Origin of the sequence: Aeromonas sp. FDAARGOS 1406 (assembly GCF_019048565.1) — a bacterium.
In the GTDB taxonomy this organism is placed as follows: domain Bacteria; phylum Pseudomonadota; class Gammaproteobacteria; order Enterobacterales; family Aeromonadaceae; genus Aeromonas; species Aeromonas caviae.
In genome coordinates this window covers 3,162,359-3,179,197 of record NZ_CP077378.1, presented here as the reverse complement: position 1 = coordinate 3,179,197, position 16,839 = coordinate 3,162,359, and the positions used below count along the sequence as shown (strand labels likewise).

At 59.0% G+C, this 16,839-nt stretch carries 18 protein-coding genes and 1 other RNA gene; 9 read left to right on the top strand and 10 right to left on the bottom strand.

Going from position 1 to position 16,839, the window contains the following annotated elements; all coding sequences use genetic code 11:
* Positions 1-90: 90 nt before the first annotated feature.
* Both rnpB and rsmI read right to left on the bottom strand, forming a co-directional pair.
* Positions 91-477: RNase P RNA component class A (rnpB, locus tag I6L36_RS15060), an RNA gene on the bottom strand.
* A 62-nt stretch (positions 478-539) separates the two neighbouring features.
* Positions 540-1,373, bottom strand: a complete 834-nt coding sequence (gene rsmI / locus I6L36_RS15055) for a 16S rRNA (cytidine(1402)-2'-O)-methyltransferase (protein ID WP_042880180.1) — start codon at positions 1,371-1,373, stop codon at positions 540-542.
* Positions 1,374-1,572: 199 nt separating this feature from the next.
* Here rsmI and I6L36_RS15050 point away from each other — a divergent pair, with 199 nt between their 5' ends.
* The 5 genes from I6L36_RS15050 to I6L36_RS15030 all read left to right on the top strand — a co-directional run bounded on the left by I6L36_RS15050 (position 1,573) and on the right by I6L36_RS15030 (position 6,309).
* Positions 1,573-3,363, top strand: a complete 1,791-nt coding sequence (locus I6L36_RS15050; RefSeq protein WP_254203439.1) for a penicillin-binding protein activator — start codon at positions 1,573-1,575, stop codon at positions 3,361-3,363.
* Positions 3,281-3,676 (top strand): YraN family protein, encoded by a 396-nt coding sequence (locus I6L36_RS15045; protein ID WP_080770042.1) that lies wholly within the window; start codon positions 3,281-3,283, stop codon positions 3,674-3,676. The genes I6L36_RS15050 and I6L36_RS15045 overlap by 83 nt, the downstream gene beginning before the upstream one ends.
* A 9-nt stretch (positions 3,677-3,685) precedes the next feature.
* On the top strand, positions 3,686-4,276 hold the full coding sequence (locus I6L36_RS15040; protein ID WP_010675848.1) for an SIS domain-containing protein: 591 nt from the start codon (positions 3,686-3,688) through the stop codon (positions 4,274-4,276).
* A 4-nt stretch (positions 4,277-4,280) separates the two neighbouring features.
* Entirely contained in the window at positions 4,281-4,859 is a 579-nt protein-coding gene (dolP, locus tag I6L36_RS15035) for a division/outer membrane stress-associated lipid-binding lipoprotein (protein WP_103858098.1), read from the top strand.
* A 121-nt stretch (positions 4,860-4,980) separates the two neighbouring features.
* A complete protein-coding gene (locus I6L36_RS15030) occupies positions 4,981-6,309 on the top strand; it encodes an IS4 family transposase (RefSeq protein ID WP_010676218.1) in 1,329 nt (442 codons plus the stop codon).
* Between the two features lie 31 nt (positions 6,310-6,340).
* Here the strand turns inward: I6L36_RS15030 and I6L36_RS15025 are convergent, their stop codons facing one another.
* The 8 genes from I6L36_RS15025 to zapE form a co-directional block, all read right to left on the bottom strand.
* Positions 6,341-6,772, bottom strand: a complete 432-nt coding sequence (locus I6L36_RS15025; protein WP_162540629.1) for a ClpXP protease specificity-enhancing factor — start codon at positions 6,770-6,772, stop codon at positions 6,341-6,343.
* Positions 6,769-7,398: a stringent starvation protein SspA gene (sspA, locus tag I6L36_RS15020; RefSeq protein ID WP_039040485.1), complete on the bottom strand. Its 630-nt coding sequence runs from the start codon at positions 7,396-7,398 to the stop codon at positions 6,769-6,771. The genes I6L36_RS15025 and sspA overlap by 4 nt, the downstream gene beginning before the upstream one ends.
* Before the next feature lie 87 nt (positions 7,399-7,485).
* Positions 7,486-8,220 (bottom strand): cytochrome c1, encoded by a 735-nt coding sequence (locus I6L36_RS15015; protein ID WP_039040484.1) that lies wholly within the window; start codon positions 8,218-8,220, stop codon positions 7,486-7,488.
* A complete protein-coding gene (locus tag I6L36_RS15010; protein ID WP_010675853.1) occupies positions 8,217-9,434 on the bottom strand; it encodes a cytochrome bc complex cytochrome b subunit in 1,218 nt (405 codons plus the stop codon). The genes I6L36_RS15015 and I6L36_RS15010 overlap by 4 nt, the downstream gene beginning before the upstream one ends.
* A gap of 2 nt (positions 9,435-9,436) precedes the next feature.
* Positions 9,437-10,027 carry a ubiquinol-cytochrome c reductase iron-sulfur subunit gene (gene petA / locus I6L36_RS15005; RefSeq protein ID WP_010675854.1) on the bottom strand — a complete coding sequence of 197 codons (591 nt, stop codon included), beginning with the start codon at positions 10,025-10,027 and terminating at the stop codon, positions 9,437-9,439.
* 299 nt (positions 10,028-10,326) lie between these two features.
* The gene (gene rpsI / locus I6L36_RS15000) at positions 10,327-10,719 is read right to left on the bottom strand and encodes a 30S ribosomal protein S9 (protein WP_005336286.1); all 393 of its coding nucleotides are present in this window, start codon (positions 10,717-10,719) and stop codon (positions 10,327-10,329) included.
* A 14-nt stretch (positions 10,720-10,733) separates the two neighbouring features.
* Positions 10,734-11,162 (bottom strand): 50S ribosomal protein L13, encoded by a 429-nt coding sequence (gene rplM, locus I6L36_RS14995; protein ID WP_005336289.1) that lies wholly within the window; start codon positions 11,160-11,162, stop codon positions 10,734-10,736.
* Between the two features lie 266 nt (positions 11,163-11,428).
* On the bottom strand, positions 11,429-12,523 hold the full coding sequence (gene zapE, locus I6L36_RS14990; protein ID WP_109112893.1) for a cell division protein ZapE: 1,095 nt from the start codon (positions 12,521-12,523) through the stop codon (positions 11,429-11,431).
* Positions 12,524-12,662: 139 nt separating this feature from the next.
* Between zapE and I6L36_RS14985 the strand changes: the two genes are divergently transcribed.
* The 4 genes from I6L36_RS14985 (at position 12,663) to I6L36_RS14970 (ending at position 16,770) form a co-directional block, all read left to right on the top strand.
* Positions 12,663-13,043: a YhcB family protein gene (locus tag I6L36_RS14985; protein ID WP_010675856.1), complete on the top strand. Its 381-nt coding sequence runs from the start codon at positions 12,663-12,665 to the stop codon at positions 13,041-13,043.
* Positions 13,044-13,124: 81 nt separating this feature from the next.
* Positions 13,125-14,483, top strand: a complete 1,359-nt coding sequence (locus I6L36_RS14980) for a Do family serine endopeptidase (protein WP_041214027.1) — start codon at positions 13,125-13,127, stop codon at positions 14,481-14,483.
* Positions 14,484-14,572: 89 nt separating this feature from the next.
* Positions 14,573-15,700, top strand: a complete 1,128-nt coding sequence (gene degS, locus I6L36_RS14975) for an outer membrane-stress sensor serine endopeptidase DegS (RefSeq protein ID WP_010675858.1) — start codon at positions 14,573-14,575, stop codon at positions 15,698-15,700.
* A 107-nt stretch (positions 15,701-15,807) separates the two neighbouring features.
* Entirely contained in the window at positions 15,808-16,770 is a 963-nt protein-coding gene (locus I6L36_RS14970) for an IS1595 family transposase (protein WP_039039924.1), read from the top strand.
* The last annotated feature ends 69 nt before the right edge of the window (positions 16,771-16,839 follow it).

The following is a 16,839-nucleotide window of genomic DNA, read 5'->3' as shown; positions in this document are numbered from 1 at the left end:
CCAACAGTAAATATCACGAGTCAACCGAGGCAGTACTTTATGGTTAATAAAAAGAGCCTTGCGATAAATCGCAAGGCTCTTCAGGAAAGAGGTCGGAGTCGGCCTGTAAGCCGGGTTCTGTACCGGGTTGCCCCGGGTAGCAATCATTCCTCTAGGCCAGCAATCGCTCGCTGGCTCAAGCAACCTACCCGCCCCCAACGCGGGCCGCGCCAATAGGGGCCTATTTGGTCTTGCTTCGGGTGGAGTTTACCGTGCCACGAACTGTTGCCAGTCGCGCGGTGCGCTCTTACCGCACCCTTTCACCCTTACCTGATCCCTTGCGGGCCATCGGCGGTCTGCTCTCTGTTGCACTGGTCGTAGGCTCGCGCCCCCCAGGCGTTACCTGGCACCCTGCCCTGTGAAGCCCGGACTTTCCTCCCCTCCGCCCGTCTGTCCCGAGGGACACAACGACGAAGCAGCGATTGCCCAGCCAACTCCGAGGCGCGGATTATAGCCTCGCGAGACGGACGGGGTAAACCGTCAATTCCGGTTTACGGCAATTAATAGTGCTCGAGACCGTATTTGTAGAGGGCGTTCTTCTTCACCCCGTGGATCTCGGCGGTGAGGGCCGCAGCCTTCTTGAGGGGCAGCTCGCTGACCAGCAGGCCCAGGGTGCGGATCGCCTCCGCAGGCAACTCGTCATCCACCTTGCTGGCTCCGGCGACCACCAGCACGATCTCCCCGCGGCAACGGTTATCGTCCTCTCCGAGCCAGGCCAGCATCTCGGAGGCGGGCAGACCGTGGATGGACTCGAAGGTCTTGGTCAGCTCGCGGCACACCACCACCTGGCGCTCGCCAAGGATGCGAGCAATCGCTTCCACCGTCTCCTGCACCCGGCGCGGCGATTCGTAGAACACCAGAGAGCGGGTGTCTTCGATGACGGCTTGCAGGCGATCATCCCGCCCCTTGGCCTTGGCCGGCAGGAAACCCTCGAAGGCGAAGCGGTCGGTGGGCAGCCCGGCGGCGGACAGCGCCGTGATGGCAGCGCAGGGACCGGGCAGCGGCACCACCTTGACCCCGGCTTCGCGACAACGGGTGACCAGGTGATAACCGGGGTCGCTGATGAGCGGCGTCCCCGCATCGGAGACCAGGGCCACGCTCTTGCCCTCCTTGATGCGGGCGATCAGCACATCCGCCTTTTGCTGCTCGTTGTGATCGTGCAGGGCAAAGGTCGGTACCGAGATCTGGTAGTGGCTGAGCAGGATCCCGCTATGCCGGGTATCCTCGGCGGCCACCAGATCGACGCTACGCAGCACGTCCAGTGCTCGCTGGGTGATGTCGGCCAGATTGCCGATCGGAGTGGGGACTATATACAGGGTTGGGATGTCACTCATGGGAGCTCCGAGTGTCCCGACAATTGTGTCGCCATATTGGCCCGTTTACACTATGGAGAATTTCAACACTGGTCGGGGAATGAACTTGAACCGGGTTATAAAGCAGCTAAGTGTATCACGACTCTTCGGCATCCTACTCGCGGCAGTCCTGCTCGCCGCCTGTGCGTCGGAGCCCAATCAATCTTCCGGACAACCCGGCATGCCGTCAGCCTTCTCGGATCTGACCAAGAATGCCCAGTGGTATCTGGAGCAGGTGGATCCCGCCAAACCGGCCGAGGCCTTCACCTGGCAGGTGATGGCGGCGCGCAGTTATCTGGCGCTCGGTCAGGCCAAACCGGCAGCCGCCCTGTATCAACAGTTGCAGAAGCAGGCTGGCAACCCGGTGCAGCAGGCACAACTGCAACTGCTGCAGGCGCACCTCTTGCTGGCCCAGGGCAACGCCAACCAGGCCCTGATCCTGCTGGAAGGCAAGCCGGATGTGGCCCTCGATGCCGATACCCAGAAGGATTGGTATCGCCAGCGGGTGGTGCTGCAACTGGACATCAACAACAAGTTTGGCGCGGCCAAGTCGCTGATCCTGCTGGAGCCTTACCTGGCCAAGAATGAGCTGGCCACCAACCACCAGCAGATCTGGTCCCTGCTCAAAAGCATGACCCCCTCCACCCTGCAGGCGCTCGAAGAGGAGCCAGCTCCCGATGTGACCACCGGCTGGCTGCGTCTTGCTGCGCTGGTGAACGAATTCGGGGCACAGCCGAGCCAGCTGGCCCGCCAGCTTGCCGGCTGGAAGCAGAGCTTCCCGAACCACCCTGCCCAGAGCGACATGCCGGCCGGCCTTGGGGATCTCGCTATCACGGACAACGGTTCGCTGCAGCAGATCGCCGTCTTCCTGCCGCTCTCCGGCAACCTGGAAGCCCAGGGCGCCGCCATCCGCAACGGCATGTTGATGTCCTACAAAGAAAATCAGAGCCAGTTCACCCTGAACTTCTATGATACCCAGGGCAAGGCGATGGGGGACCTCTACAAGCAGGCCATTCAGGAAGGGGCCAACATGATCATCGGCCCCCTGCTCAAGGATCAGGTGGAGGAGCTGCTCAAGTCGAGTCCGACCGTGCCGGTGCTGGCGCTCAACGAGCTGGACAAGCCGATCGTCAACGACAACACCTTCTATTTCTCGCTCTCCGCCGCTGCCGATGCGAGCCAGGCGGCCCAGTACCTCTATGGTCAGGGCTACCGCAAGCCGCTGCTGATCGCGGCACAAGGCCGGATTGGCTACAGCAGTATCAAGGCGTTTGAACAGGCCTGGGCCGGCGTCAGCCAGGAGAAGCCCGTGGTTGCCACCTTCGGGGCGCGCAACGAAGTGCAGGGCATGGTCAAGAACGCTCTGAGCGGCCGTTCCACCGCACGAGCCGGGGAGATTGTCCAGCTGTCTGATGCCGCGCCGCGCGGCATCGACGCCGTCTATGTGGTGGCCAACAGCCTGGAGACCCGGATGATCAAGCCCTATGTGGACATCTCGGTCAATCCCATGGGCAGCCTGCCCATCTACAGCAGCTCGCGGGGATACGACGGCGGGACGACCGAGGTGGCATCCGAGCTCAACGGCATGCATATCTCCGACATGCCACTGCTGCTGGGTGGCTTCGAGACGCAGCGTGAACAGATTGCCCTGCTCTGGCCCCAGACCCAGGGCGACCTGCTGCGCCTGTTCGCCCTCGGCTACGATGCCGTCAGCCTGGCAGGCAACCTGCCGCAAATGCGCAAGGTCAATGCCATGCAGCAACCCGGCATGAGCGGCCAGCTGAGCGTGGATCCCCAGGGCAACATAGTGCGCATGCTGGACTGGGCCACCTACCAGAATGGCAAGCTGGTCAGCGACAGCGCCGCCCCCCAGCTGGAGGATGCGACTCATGAAGAGGCTACTGACACAACTTCACCAGCAGTGGTTGAACCTGTTGCCGTCGGCAGCGACGAGCAAGGGACAACACTTTGAGCAAATAGCGGAACGCTGGTTGCAGGCCCGCGGCCTGCAACCCGTGACCCGCAACTACCGCTGCCGTGGCGGCGAGATCGATCTCATCATGCGCCAGGGGGAGACCCTGGTGTTCGTTGAAGTGAGATATCGCGCCAACGCCACTCATGGCGGTGCCGCCAGCTCGGTCACCCGGCGCAAGCAGCACAAGATCGTGCTGGCCGCGCGCCACTATTTCAAGCAACATGCCATCAATGAGGCCAACCAGGCCTGTCGATTCGATGTGATCGCGTTCGAGGGCGACCAGCCGGACTGGATCCAGAACGCGTTTTAAGAGGACCCCATGACTGATCCCATCAAAGAGAATTACACCGAGAGCATCCAGACCAAGATAGCTGCCGCCGAAGCACTGCCGGATGCCATCCATACGGCAGCCCAGATGCTGACCATCTGCCTGCTCAATGGCCACAAGGTGATGGCATGTGGCAATGGTCCCTCCTCGGCATTGGCACAGCTGTTCATTTCCGAACTGGTGAACTGCTATGAAACGCCTCGCCCGTCCCTGCCCGGTCTCGCCCTGACGCCCGACATGGCGACCATCAGCGCCATCGCCACGGATCACGGTTTCGAAGAGGTCTATGCCAAACAGATACGTGCTCTGGGACAACCAGGCGACATCCTGGTGGTCATCACCACGACAGGCAACAGCCGCAGCCTCATCAAGGCTGCGGAGGCCGCCCTCTCCCGCGACATGACCATCATTGTTCTCGGTGGCGGAGACGGGGGAGAGATCGCCGGTCTGCTGGGCCCCAATGACGTGGAGATCCGCGTTCCTTCCGCTCGCCGTCCTCGTATTCTGGAAGTGAACCTGTTGACCCTGCACTGTCTCTGTGATCTCATCGACCAGACACTTTTCCCGCAACAGGAAGACTGAAACCATGAAGAAGCCTATTCTCGCTCTTGTCCTGCTGACCGGCGTCCTGCTGCTGCAAGGCTGTGCTGCCGTGGTGGTCGGTGGCGCGGCTGGCACCGCCAAGGCGAGCGGCGATCGCCGCACCCTGGGTGCCCAGTGGGACGATCAGACCATAGAGCTGAAAGCCGCCAACCTGTTGGCCGACAACAAGCCCCTGAGCGCCGCCAGCAAGATCAGTGTCTACAGCAACAACGGCCGTGTGCTGCTGGTGGGTCAGACACCCTCTGACGCTTACAAACAGGAAGCGGGCAGAATCGTGAGCCGGATTGAAGGGGTTCGCCATGTCTACAACGAGCTGCGCCTTGGCAAACCAGTCAGTATCGGCGTGCGCAGCAATGACACCTGGATCACCTCCAAGGTGCGGGCCGACATGCTGGGCACCAAGAACTTCGATAGCGCCAAGGTGAAGGTTGTCACCGAGAATGGCGAGGTGTTCCTCATTGGGTTGGTCACTCGCCAGGAAGGGGATCAGGCCGTGGAAATCGCCCGCCACGTCAGCGGCGTTAAGCAGGTGATCAAAGCCTTCGAGTTTGCCCAGAATTGACCATCTGGCAGGATGAAAAAACGCAGCCTTCAGGCTGTAATGCCGATCAGTTAAGGATCCATTGACCGATCCTCAGGCTGTGTAAGAATCCGAAACTCCTTGTTGGGTTTCGGATTTTTTTATGCGTATCGACCAAGCTCTCGACTTCATTCACGCCTGTCCTCCCGGAAAGTTTGAGTCCCTGTCTGACCTGCTGTCACCTGAACTGGTGCAGGCTTGCTTGGCCGAGACGGGCTCCGTCTCCTTGCGCCGACGGCGCATGCCCATGGAGCGGGTGCTATGGGCCATTATCGGGATGTCCTTGTTTCGTCATGTCCCTATGGCCCAGCTGGCCAACCAGCTCGATATCCTGTTACCCGGCGACCGGCCGTTTGTCGTCCCCAGCGCCTTCATCCAGGCGCGCCAAAAACTGGCTGACCAAGCCGTTCGACAGGTGTTCCAGCAGACCGCCACACTCTGGCATCAGCTGTGTCAGCACCCCACCTGGGCCGGCTTGCAGCTGCTGGCCGTGGACGGGGTGGTCTGGCGCACGCCCGATACTCCGGACAATGCCGGCGCCTTTGCCAAGTCGAAAACCGTCCAGGGGGAGACGCAATATCCCCAGGTCCGCATGTTGTGTCAGATGGAGCTGACCAGTCATCTGCTGACCCAGACAGTGATGGACTCCTGTGCGGTAAACGAGATGGTGTTGGCAGAGCAACTGATTGAAAAAACACCCGATAATAGCCTGACCCTGTTCGATAAGGGCTTCTACTCACTGGGGTTACTCCATGCCTGGCAACGCCAGGGCGTAGCGCGTCACTGGCTTATTCCGCTGAAAAAGGGGGCTCAATACGAGGTCATCCGCAAGCTGGGGCGGCAGGATGTGCTGGTACGCCTCAGAGCCAGTCCGCAGGCCAAGAAGAAGTGGAGCGAGTTGCCGGAGCAGTTCGAAGCCCGGCTGCTGACCCGGACGGTAAACGGCAAGGAGCGGCAGGTGCTGACCTCGCTCACCGACCCGCTGCGCTTCCCGGCCAGCGAGTTGATGGAGCTATACCAGAATCGCTGGGAAATCGAGCTGGGCTATCGGGAGATGAAACATAGCCTGCAACAGCACCGGCTGACGCTGCGCAGCAAGAAACCCGATGGAGTAAGGCAGGAGCTATGGGGCTTGGTATTGGCCTATAACCTACTGAGATATCAGATGGTTAGGATGGCGGCGAGCTTAAAGGGCTATACGGCCAGCCAGTTGAGCTTTCACATGGCATCGGTGTATCTGCTGCATGAACTCAGTTGCCTGCCGTTTGTGTCACCGGGCATGGTTCCAGGGCGTGTCGCTGAGTTGGACAAACAGGCAGAGCAGTTCAAGTTACCCGCCCGCCGAGAACGAAGTTACCCAAGGTGCATCAAAGCCAAACCACAGAAGTATGCGACGAGAAAACCTAGTAAAAACAATGCCAGTCAGGCTTAACTGACTGGCATTAGCCTTCAGGCTGCGTTTTTTATTTGATGACTTTCAGGGTCGGGCGACCGCTCGGGCGCGGTGGTTCCGGCTCGGGGTCAACCGGCGTGGGTGACTGTGCCTGTTCCAGCCAGAGGTCATACCCGGGCTCCGGCGGGAACAGGGTCCCCACTCCGTTCTCCCTGGCATGGATGGCCAGTACGGCCGCCATGGGGATATAGACCTGCTGCGATACGCCACCGAAACGGGCGCTGAAGCTGACAGCGTCATTGTCCATGTGGAACTGGCCCACGGCCCGGGGGGCTATGTTCAGAACAATCTGGCCATCCTGCACGAACTGCATCGGTACCATCACATGGGGAATGTTGGCATTGACCACCAGATGGGGTGTCAGATCGTTATCCAGCAACCAGTCAAAAAACGCCCGCAGCAGATACGGGCGACTGGGTGTCATTGTCGGTTCCATGCTCATACGCCGGCACGGATCTCGCGCTCGGCCTCGGTCAGGGAAGCCTGGAAGGATTCACGCTCGAACAGGCGTACCATGTAAGCCTTCAGCTCTTTGGCGCCACGGCCGGTGAAATCGATGCCCAGGCTCGGCAGACGCCACAGCAACGGCGCCATGTAGCAGTCGACCAGACCGAACTCTTCGCTCATGAAGTAGGGCATCTCGCCGAAGATGGGGGCGATGGCCAGCAGGTTGTCGCGCAACTCGGCACGGGCGGCTTCGGTATCGGTGCCCGCCATGATCTTGTCGGCCAGAGAGTACCAGTCCAGCTCGATGCGGTGCATCATCAAACGGCTGTTGCCGCGCGCGACCGGATAAACCGGCATCAGGGGCGGATGCGGGAAACGCTCGTCCAGATACTCCATGATGATGCGCGAGGTGTACAACGCCAGCTCGCGATCCACCAGAGTCGGTACAGTGTTGTACGGGTTCAGCTCGGCCAGCTCATCCGGCAGGTTGGCAGGATCAACCTGGCAGATATCCACGCTAACACCCTTCTCCGCCAGGACAATACGCACCTGATGGCTGAACATATCGTTGGCACCGGAAAACAGCGTCATTACCGAACGCTTATTGGCAGCTACAGCCATTGAACCCTCCCGTCATTAAAAAGCAGAAACGGCAATGAAGCATGTCTGTCTTCATTGCCGTGCGTCATATTACTCCGATCTGGTCGCTTAGTGAACGTCGCGCCAGAATTCCTTCTTCAACAGCACAGTGAAGATGAAGAAGATAGCGATGAATCCGAGTACCCAGAAGCCCATGCGTTCGCGCTCCTGCTGCACCGGCTCAGCCGAGTAGACCAAGAAGTTTACCAGATCCAGTACCGTCTGATCATATTCTTCGTTGTTCATTTCACCGTTGCCGTCAGATTTGATGCTGACGACTTGCTGCATCTCCACGCCATCCAGGGTGTGCGTCTCGAACTCGGCACGGGGCGTCCCCTGCAACGGCTCCAGCACATGGGGCATACCCACGGACGGGAAGACGGCGTTGTTCACCCCGAATGGACGGGTTTCGTCCACGTAGAAGGAACGCAGATAGGTGTAGATCCAGTCTGCACCACGCACCCGGGCAACCAGGGTCAGGTCGGGGGGCGGCGCACCGAACCAGCGAGCAGCATCCTTCTCGGACATGGCGCTCTTCATCAGATCGCCGATCTTGGCGCCGGTGAAGACCAGGTTCTCCTTCATCAGATCGTCCGGAATACCGATGTCGGCCGCCACCCGGTTATAACGCTGGTACTGGGTGGAGTGACAGCCGGCACAGTAGTTCATGAAGGTGGCGGCCCCCCGTTGCAGGGATGCCTTGTCACTCAGATCGTACTCCGCCTTGTCGAGGGGGAAGCCACCGCCAGAGGCCAACACCAGACCAGGCAGCAGGGCCAGCACTGCAAAAATTATTCTTTTCATTTGAATGTCACCCTCTCCGGCAGCGGCTTGGTGTTCTCATTCTTGCTGTAGAAGAACAACAGGACGAAGAATCCGAAATAACCCAGAGTACAGAGTTGTGCAATCAGCGTCAGGGTCGGGGTTGATGGCAGCACGCCCAGCACCCCCAGGATAATGAAGCAGACCACGAACTGGGCGATGTTCAGCTTGTGCAGGGTGCTGCGGTAACGCACCGAGCGCACCTTGCAACGATCCAGCCAGGGCAACAGGAACAGCACCACGATGGAGAGGCCCATCATGATGACCCCCAGCAGCTTGTCAGGCACCGCACGCAGGATGGCGTAGAAGGGAGTGAAGTACCAGACCGGGGCAATATGCGCCGGTGTCTTCAGGCCATTGGCCACCTCAAAGTTCGGTTTCTCGAGGAAATAGCCCCACATATCCGGCTTGAAGAAGATGATGGCACAGAAGAAGAACAGGAAACCGGCTACCCCGATCATGTCCTTCACGGTGAAATAGGGGTGGAACGCGACCGCATCCAGTGGCCAGCCGTTCTCGTCCTTGTGCTTCTTGATGTCGATACCATCGGGGTTGTTGGAGCCCACCTCGTGCAGCGCCAGGATATGCATGGCCACCAGCATCACCAGCACCAGCGGCAGAGCGATGACGTGCAGGGCAAAGAAGCGGTTCAGGGTTGCACCCGAGATGACATAGTCCCCCCGGATCCACAGGGTCAGATCGTCACCGATAACGGGGATGGCACCGAACAGCGAGATGATGACTTGGGCCCCCCAGAACGACATCTGCCCCCAGGGCAGCAGGTAACCCATGAAGGCCTCGGCCATCAGTACCAGGAAGATCAGCATGCCGAAGATCCACAGCAGTTCCCTTGGCTTCTGGTAAGAGCCGTAGATCATGCCGCGGAACATGTGCAGGTAGACCACGATGAAGAAGGCGGATGCCCCGGTTGAGTGCATGTAACGCAGCAGCCAGCCGTAATCCACATCCCGCATGATGTATTCCACGGAAGCGAAGGCACCTTCCGCCGAGGGGTTGTAGTTCATGGTCAGCCAGATGCCGGTGATGATCTGGTTGACCAGCACCAACATGGCAAGCGAGCCGAAGAAGTACCAGAAGTTCAGGTTCTTGGGCGCCGGATACTTGGCCATATGGTCGTTGTACATGGCCGTGAGCGGGAAACGATCATCGATCCAGCCCATGAGTTTGGCAAACATGGTCAGGCCTCCTTGCCATCGGCACCGACCAGAATGGTGGTGTCGCTAAGAAATTGGTATGGCGGAATGACCAGGTTCAGCGGTGCGGGGACGCCCTGGAACACTCGACCAGCCATGTCGAATTTGGAGCCATGGCAGGGGCAGAAGAAGCCGGAAGTTACCCCTTGAACCTGCTCGCCGAAGCTGTCGGGCAGATAGGAAGGGGAGCATCCCAGATGAGTGCAGATGCCAACGGCCACGAAGATTTCCGGTTTGATGGATCTGTAGCCATTGTGGGCATAGTCCGGTTGCTGTGGCTCGTCTGACGCAGGATCCCGCAGCTTGTCATCGTGTGCAGCCAGAGCATCCAGCGTCTGCTTGGTACGCTTCACCACCCAGACCGGTTTACCACGCCACTCGACGCGGATTAGCTGACCCGGCTCCAGCTTGCTGATATCCACTTCAACCGGGGCCCCTGCCGCCTTGGCTTTGGCACTCGGATTCCATGACTTAATAAACGGCACTGCGGTAAAAGCAGCTCCTACACCGCCAACGGCAACCGTTGACCAGGTAAGAAATCTGCGGCGACCGGTATCAACTGGCGCATTGCTCATCCAAAAACTCTCCCATGTGGACTCCGCTCATTCTTATAGTGTCCCTGTTTACTTCTCCTCTCCCTCTGACAACTGCGATGGAAGCGGAGTGGCAATTGACACAGAAAGACCATGGAAATTTTAAAGAAAAGATAACAATTTGACAAGAAAGGGAGTCGATGGGCAAAAACAATAAATACACAATTTTTTGTCTTTTGTGACGTATGCTTAGCATTGTCACATGTAACATTACCAATAAAAAAAGCCTGGCAAATTGCCAGGCTTTTTTGACACTCCTGAGAGTGCGTACCAAAAGCGAATTAACGCTTGGAGTACTGCGGACGCTTACGCGCTTTGTGCAGACCGACTTTCTTACGCTCAACCTTACGGGCATCACGAGTAACAAAGCCAGCTTTACGCAGTTCGGAACGCAGGGTCTCGTCGTACTGCATCAGAGCACGAGTGATACCGTGGCGGATCGCACCAGCTTGACCGGAGATGCCACCACCGTTAACGGTGATGTACAGATCCAGTTTCTCGGTCATCTCGACCAGTTCCAGCGGCTGACGAACTACCATGCGGGCAGTCGGACGGCCGAAGTATTGCTCCAGGGAGCGCTGGTTGATTACGATTTTACCGCTACCCGCTTTGATGAATACGCGAGCAGTGGAGCTTTTGCGACGGCCGGTACCGTAGTATTGATTTTCTGCCATGTTGCCAGTTCCCGTTAGATATCCAGTACTTGAGGTTGCTGAGCAGCATGAGCGTGCTCTGCGCCTGCGTAAACTTTCAGCTTACGGAACATGGCACGGCCCAGCGGACCCTTCGGCAGCATGCCCTTGACGGCAGCTTCGATTACCATTTCCGGCTTACGCTGAATCAGCTTGTCGAAGCTGATGGACTTGATACCACCCGGGAAACCGGAGTGAGCGTGGTACATTTTGTCGGTAAATTTCTTACCGGTTACGTGTACCTTCTCAGCGTTTACAACGATGATGTAGTCACCGGTGTCAACGTGCGGAGTGTACTCGGCTTTGTGCTTACCACGCAGACGAGCAGCGATCTCGGTTGCGATACGACCCAGAGTTTTACCTTCTGCGTCCACAATGTACCAGTCACGTTTTACGGTTTCTGGCTTGGCAACGAAAGTTTTCATTAAGTTAAACCCAATTACCTGTTACAGACCCAATTGCTTATGGGGGCTCTCCCACAAACAACAAACGATGGCCTACCTGTACCCCTTCGAATACAAGTAAAGCTTAAAGTGTTGCTGTCTTATCGACAGCTGTAACGTGGGCCGGGCGATTATAAGTGAAGTTGCCTTAAATATCACCTGCTAATTTCACTGCCATGAAGCTAGCAAATGTCGCCCGGCCCTACCTGCCGCAGATGCCCATCCGACTGGCAGGCGCGGTATTGTGACTAAGGAAGGTGCACTCTGGCAAGGTATTCGTGCGATTGCATCTCCTGAAGCCTTGAAAGGCAACGCTTGAATTCGAAATTCAGCAGGCCTTCGCCATATAGCCCGGTCATGGGGACCGCCGCCGATATGATGAGCTTGACGTGCCGCTCATAAAACTCGTCCACCATGGCGATGAAGCGGCGGGCCGCGTCATCCGTGCCGCTGCCCATGGGTTGCACATTGGCCAGCAGGACGGTGTGGAACTCACGGGCCAGTTCGATGTAGTCGCCCTGGGAGCGTGGAGTACAGCACAGCTGTTCAAACTCCATATAAAGCACCCCTTCCCCCACGCCCAGTGCACTCAGTTGGCGATGGTTGACTTCCAGTGCGGCGGCAGTCACCGGCCCAATCCCGGTCAACTGGCTGAAATAACGATCCAGGTTGCTCCTGGCCTGCTCATCCAGCGGGAAGTGATAGATCTCTGCCTGTTCCAGGGTTCGCAGCCGGTAATCGACACCGCCATCGACATTGATCACCTCGCAGTGACGCTCGATAAGCGCGATAGCAGGCAGGAAGCGAGCACGCTGCAACCCGTTGCGGTAGAGATCCTGAGGGGGGATGTTGGATGTGGCCACCAGCACTACGCCATGGCCAAAGAGTTCCTGGAACAGAGTGCCGAGCAGCATGGCATCCGTGATATCCGAGACGAAAAACTCGTCGAAACAGATGACGTCGGTCTCGTCGGCCAGCTTGCGGGCGATCAGCTTGAGCGGATCGGACTGACCGGTCAGCCCTTTGAGCTCGTCGTGCACACGGTGCATGAAACGGTGGAAGTGGATGCGCAGTTTGCGCTCCCCCGGCAGGCTCTCAAAAAAAGTATCCATCAGCCAGGTCTTGCCTCTGCCCACACCGCCCCACATATATAACCCCTGGACAGGGTCACGGGTTTTCGGCTTTTGCAGCCAACCCAGCAGGCCACGGGATCTGGTCGGAGTCGGGCTTGCGCACAGATCCTGATAGAGTCGCTCCAGGCGGGCGACTGCCATGGCCTGGGCCGGATCGGCCACAAAGCCGGGGCGCTGCAAATCCTGCTGATATTTTTGCTGCGGGGTCATCCTGTAAACCGCCTCCAAGTCCCTGAATGAGGGACAAAATGGTATCACGCTCTCGGGGGGCACGGTATAGTGCCAACGAGGCGTTGCGGTCCATCCGACCGCTTCAAATTCATCGTGTTAGCTGTAACAAGGAGCTTCTATGACTCTGTTTAACGGGATCCTGCTGGCGATCGCCGCCCTGATCATCGGCGTGCTGATCGGCCGCTTCTCTGTCCGTAGCCGGGATGCCGGACGCCTGGAACAGGAGCTGAAAAAAGCCCACAAGGAGCTGGAAAGCTACCAGGGGCAGATCACCACCCACTTCGCCGACAGCGCCGCCCTGATGGAGCAACTGGCCGAACAGTACCAGACCCTTTATCGCCACATGGCGGAACAGAGCAAGTTCCTGGCCAAGGTACAGGAACCACTGTTCCGCGAACCCGAAGTGGAAGAAACAGGCGATGCCGCCAACAGCGAGGAGCCGGGCCTTCCTCCCCGCGATTACGCCGGTGCGTCCGGCCTGCTCAAGCAGCCGGGCTGATCATCAGTTGAACTAATTACGCTTTATCGTGGTCAGACCTTGACGATTGCACTGCAACTTTTTCTGGGAGCTGTTTCTCATATGCGTAAATCTCTTTCTGTATTCAGTGTCTTAGCCCTCAGTGTCGGTATCGCCATGTCCTCAGCACCGGCGCAGGCCGCACTGCCCCTGATGGCGAACAACCAGGAGATGCCGAGCCTGGCCCCCGTCCTCGAGCAGGTGACCCCTGCCGTGGTCAATATCTCCGTCTCTGGCAAAAAGATCACCCGCCAACGCCTGCCGGAACAATTCCGCTTCTTCTTCGGCCCCAACATGCCTGACGAGCAGGTGAGCGAGCAGCCCTTCCAGGCGCTTGGTTCCGGCGTCATCATCGATGCCAAGAAAGGCTACGTGATCACCAACGCCCACGTGGTCCACGAGGCGGACGAGATCAAGGTCAACCTGAAGGATGGCCGTGAGTATGCGGCCAAGAAAATAGGGGAAGACAAACAGTCGGATATCGCCCTGCTGCAAATCAAGGCCGAGGATCTGGTGCAGATCAAGTTCGCCGACTCCGACGAGCTGAGAGTCGGTGACTACGCGCTGGCCATCGGCAACCCGTTCGGCCTGGGCCAGACCGTCACCTCCGGCATTGTCAGCGCCCTGGGTCGCAGCGGCCTCAACATCGAAAATCTGGAGAACTTCATCCAGACCGATGCGGCCATCAACTCCGGCAACTCGGGCGGCGCCCTGCTCAACCTGCGCGGGGAGCTGATCGGCATCAACACCGCCATCCTGGGCCCGAACGGCGGCAACATCGGCATCGGCTTTGCCATCCCGTCCAACATGGTGCGCGATCTCTCCGAGCAGATCGTGAAATACGGCGAAGTACGCCGTGGCCAGCTGGGGATCACCGGCACCGAGCTCACCAGCGAAATCGCCAAGACCTTCGGCTACAACAAGAAGGACGGTGCCTTCGTCAACCAGGTCATGCCTGACTCCGCCGCCGCCAAGGCAGGCATCAAGGCAGGTGACATCATCATCAGCATCGATGGCAAGCCCATCCGCTCCTTCGGCGAGCTGCGTGCCAAAATCGCCACCATGGGGGCCGACAAGCAGGTCTCGCTCGGCCTCATTCGTGACGGCAAGGAGCAGAGCGTCAAGGTCACCCTGAAGAAAGCGGATGACAGCGAGATCCTGGCCAGCGCCCTGCATCCGGCACTGGAAGGGGCCAAGCTGAGCACCATCACGGACCCCGTGACCGGCGTGGCCGTCTCCGACATCGATCCCCGCTCACCGGCAGCCGCCTCCGGCCTGCAAAAGGGCGACATCATCATCGGGGTCAACCGCCAGCGCATCAACTCCATGGGTGAACTGACCAAGGTGTTGAAAAACAAGCCGGAAGTCCTGGCGCTGAACATCCAGCGCGGTGACTCCTCGCTCTATTTGGTGATCCGTTAAGCCCCTCACACCCGCGGCAACCGCCGCGGGTGATTTTTATCCATCGATAATGTTATTCTCTGCCCGCAGCCTGTACGGACGAGAAAGACATGAAAATCCCACCTCTGATCAGCTACTTGGGCAAGTCCGTCGGCTTTGGCCTCGCCATGGCTGCGCTTTTGTTGCTGGTGTTTCCCAATTTTCGCGGCGGCGCTCCCCTGCCGGGCCTCATCACCAACGCCCGCGAGCTGAGCTTCTCCTACGCGGCCCATCGCGCCGGCCCTGCCGTCGTCAACATCTACACCCGCAGCTTCGCCGGCAATCGCGGTGAAAAAGCCGAACTCAGACCCCAGGGGCTGGGGTCCGGCGTCATCATGAACCAGCGCGGTCACGTGCTCACCAACTATCACGTCATCGCCGATGCGGACCAGATCATCGTCGCCCTGCAAGATGGCCGGGTATTCAGTGCAGAGCTGGTCGGCACCGACAAACTGACCGATCTGGCGGTGCTCTACATCGAATCGGACAACCTGCCGGTGATCCCGCAGGACCCGGATCGTCTGCCGGACGTGGGAGACGTGGTGCTCGCCATCGGCAACCCCTACAACGTCGGCCAGACCATCACCCAGGGCATCATCAGCGCCACCGGGCGTATCGGCCTCTCCAGCATGGGGCCGGACAGCAATGGCAGACAGGATCTGCTGCAAACCGATGCCGCCATCAACGAGGGCAACTCCGGCGGCGCCCTGGTCAATGGCCGTGGCGATCTGGTGGGTATCAATACCGCCGCCTACCACCTCAACGGCAATCAGGAGAGCTACGGCATCAGTTTTGCCATCCCCTACAAGCTGGCCAAGCGCATCATGGACGAGCTGATCGCCAACGGTCGGGTCATCCGCGGCTACCTCGGCATCTCCAGCGTCGAGATCAATCCCATCGTCGCGCGCATGCTGAACCTGGGGGACTTGCAGGGGTTGGTGGTGGAGAGCCTGGATCCCAATGGCCCAGCCACCAAGGCCGGTCTCAAACGTGGGGATGTGCTGCTCAAGATCAACGGAGAGGCCATCACCGGCGTGCGTCCCGTCATGGACAAGATCGTCGAGAGCCGCCCCGGCACCAAGCTCACCATCTCGGTGATCCGCAACGGCAAGCCGCTGGACGTCGATGTCATCATCGAAGAGGACCTGCGCTACCAGAATCAGACCCTGCCGACCAGCAGTGCGGCACCCGCCACCTGAGCGGCGGATCCTCGCAGGGCCCGACAGGGCCCTTTTTTGTGGCGCTGTCCCAATTACATGTTGAAAGGCTAACCTTGAAGTAGGTCATCACCCTGAGGGCCTCCATCATGGATACCCAAGCCTTTCAACATCTACTGTCTCTCTTTCCACAGCTCACCATGCGCCAGCGTCGCCTCGCGCAACATGAACTCACTACCCCTCACCCAATCACCTCGCTGGCCGCTCAACTCCCCGCTTGTCGATGTTGCCCTCACTGTCAGGCCGAGGCTACGCAGTTGGCTCCCTGGGGTTGGAGTCGAGGGCTGCGTCGTTATCGCTGCAAGCAGTGTCTGCGCACCAGTTCCGTTCTCACCAAGACGCCTCTGGCTCGACTTCGCAAGGCACAATGCTGGGAAGACTACGCCCAGGCCCTCATCGACGGTCTGACCGTCCGACAGGCTGCCGTCCGCTGCGGAGTCTGTAAAAACACCGCCTTCTTGTGGCGTCACCGCTTCCTGAAAGCCATGGCGAGTCACCAGGCGGCACGGGAAGGGGGTATCGTCGAGGTTGATGAGACCTTCTTCTTGGAGTCGTTTAAAGGGCAACGTGGTTTGCCCCGCCCGGCCCGCCACCGTGGGGGCAAAGGCCGTACCCGAGGCACAGGGCCGGATTACATCCCGGTGATGGTGGTTCAGGACCGGGCTGGTCACCATGCGGATTTTCAGTTGGAGAAAATGAATGCCGAGACGGTGATAGCTGTTTTGACACCCCTTGTCTCGTCAGATGCGGTGTTGTGTAGCGACGGCGCCGGGGTGTATGCCAGTTTCAGCAAAGCGCAGGGAGTGACCCATCAGGTCGTGCGCAATCGTCAAGGCGAGCGTGTGGTTGGCGCGTACCATATCCAGCATGTAAACGGATATCACCGTCGGTTGAAAGAGTGGATGGAGCGGTTCCATGGGGTAGCGACCCACTATCTGAGAAATTATCTGGGTTGGCGAAGGATGTTGGAGCGCTACGGGCGGGAAGTGAATGTGCCACGTTGCTTGCATGAGGCGCTGGGGCGCCCCATGCAACACGTAATTGGGACATAGCCTTTTTTGTGCCCGCTTTCCTCCGCCCCCGCTTGTTCGTGAGACAGCTCACATATTGCGCCAATAAAC